The organism is Streptomyces hygroscopicus subsp. hygroscopicus (genome assembly GCF_001553455.1).
Lineage (GTDB): Bacteria > Actinomycetota > Actinomycetes > Streptomycetales > Streptomycetaceae > Streptomyces > Streptomyces hygroscopicus.
Genome location: NZ_BBOX01000595.1, coordinates 1 through 2492 on the forward strand (window position 1 = coordinate 1; position 2492 = coordinate 2492).

General features: G+C 56.8%; 1 rRNA gene. It reads left to right on the forward strand.

The features are described 5' to 3' along the window. A 23S ribosomal RNA gene (locus AXW62_RS39105) occupies positions 1 to 2472 on the forward strand; the annotation flags it as partial. Positions 2473 to 2492 lie beyond the last annotated feature (20 nt).

Consider the following 2492-nt stretch of genomic DNA (forward strand, 5'->3'; position numbering starts at 1 on the left):
TCGTGACTGCGTGCCTTTTGAAGAATGAGCCTGCGAGTTTGCGGTGTGTTGCGAGGTTAACCCGTGTGGGGAAGCCGTAGCGAAAGCGAGTCCGAATAGGGCGGTAGAGTAGCGCGCTCAAGACCCGAAGCGGAGTGATCTAGCCATGGGCAGGTTGAAGCGGAGGTAAGACTTCGTGGAGGACCGAACCCACCAGGGTTGAAAACCTGGGGGATGACCTGTGGTTAGGGGTGAAAGGCCAATCAAACTCCGTGATAGCTGGTTCTCCCCGAAATGCATTTAGGTGCAGCGTCGTGTGTTTCTTGCCGGAGGTAGAGCACTGGATAGGCGATGGGCCCTACCGGGTTACTGACCTTAGCCAAACTCCGAATGCCGGTAAGTGAGAGCGCGGCAGTGAGACTGTGGGGGATAAGCTCCATGGTCGAGAGGGAAACAGCCCAGAGCATCGACTAAGGCCCCTAAGCGTACGCTAAGTGGGAAAGGATGTGGAGTCGCAGAGACAACCAGGAGGTTGGCTTAGAAGCAGCCATCCTTGAAAGAGTGCGTAATAGCTCACTGGTCAAGTGATTCCGCGCCGACAATGTAGCGGGGCTCAAGCGTACCGCCGAAGTCGTGTCATTGCAGCATATAGGCCTAACGGTTGTTGTGATGGGTAGGGGAGCGTCGTGTGCCGGGTGAAGCAGCCGTGTGAGCGAGTTGTGGATGGTTCACGAGTGAGAATGCAGGCATGAGTAGCGATTCACACGTGGGAAACGTGTGCGCCGATTGACTAAGGGTTCCTGGGTCAAGCTGATCTGCCCAGGGTAAGTCGGGACCTAAGGCGAGGCCGACAGGCGTAGTCGATGGACAACCGGTTGATATTCCGGTACCCGCTTTGAAGCGCCAGCGCTGAACCAGGCGATGCTAAGTCCGTGAAGCCGCCCTGGATCCTTCGGGTGAAGGGGAGTGGTGGAGCCGACGGTCCAGACCTGTAGTAGGTGAGTGATGGGGTGACGCAGGAAGGTAGTCCAGCCCGGGCGGTGGTTGTCCCGGGGTAAGGGTGTAGCCCGAGGGGTAGGTAAATCCGTCTCTCAAACAGGGTGAGACCTGATGCCGAGCCGATTGTGGTGAAGTGGATGATCCTATGCTGTCGAGAAAAGCCTCTAGCGAGTTTCATGGCGGCCCGTACCCTAAACCGACTCAGGTGGTCAGGTAGAGAATACCGAGGCGTTCGGGTGAACTATGGTTAAGGAACTCGGCAAAATGCCCCCGTAACTTCGGGAGAAGGGGGGCCATTGCTGGTGATGGGCCTTTGCGCTCGGAGCTGGTGGTGGCCGCAGAGACCAGCGAGAAGCGACTGTTTACTAAAAACACAGGTCCGTGCGAAGCCGTAAGGCGATGTATACGGACTGACGCCTGCCCGGTGCTGGAACGTTAAGGGGACCGGTTAGTCATATTTCGGTGTGGCGAAGCTGAGAACTTAAGCGCCAGTAAACGGCGGTGGTAACTATAACCATCCTAAGGTAGCGAAATTCCTTGTCGGGTAAGTTCCGACCTGCACGAATGGCGTAACGACTTCTCGACTGTCTCAACCATAGGCCCGGTGAAATTGCATTACGAGTAAAGATGCTCGTTTCGCGCAGCAGGACGGAAAGACCCCGGGACCTTTACTATAGCTTGATATTGGTGTTCGGTTCGGCTTGTGTAGGATAGGTGGGAGACTGTGAAGCCGCAACGCCAGTTGTGGTGGAGTCGTTGTTGAAATACCACTCTGGTCGTGCTGGATGTCTAACCTGGGTCCGTGATCCGGATCAGGGACAGTGTCTGGTGGGTAGTTTAACTGGGGCGGTTGCCTCCTAAAGGGTAACGGAGGCGCCCAAAGGTTCCCTCAGCCTGGTTGGCAATCAGGTGTTGAGTGTAAGTGCACAAGGGAGCTTGACTGTGAGACTGACGGGTCGAGCAGGGACGAAAGTCGGGACTAGTGATCCGGCGGTGGCTTGTGGAAGCGCCGTCGCTCAACGGATAAAAGGTACCCCGGGGATAACAGGCTGATCTTCCCCAAGAGTCCATATCGACGGGATGGTTTGGCACCTCGATGTCGGCTCGTCGCATCCTGGGGCTGGAGTCGGTCCCAAGGGTTGGGCTGTTCGCCCATTAAAGCGGTACGCGAGCTGGGTTTAGAACGTCGTGAGACAGTTCGGTCCCTATCCGCTGTGCGCGTAGGAGTCTTGAGAAGGGCTGTCCCTAGTACGAGAGGACCGGGACGGACGAACCTCTGGTGTGCCAGTTGTTCTGCCAAGGGCATGGCTGGTTGGCTACGTTCGGGAGGGATAACCGCTGAAAGCATCTAAGCGGGAAGCCTGCTTCGAGATGAGGGCTCCCACCTCCTTGAGGGGTTAAGGCTCCCAGTAGACGACTGGGTTGATAGGCCAGATATGGAAGCCGGGTGACCGGTGGAGTTGACTGGTACTAATAGGCCGAGGGCTTGTCCTCAGTTGCTCGCGTCCACTGTG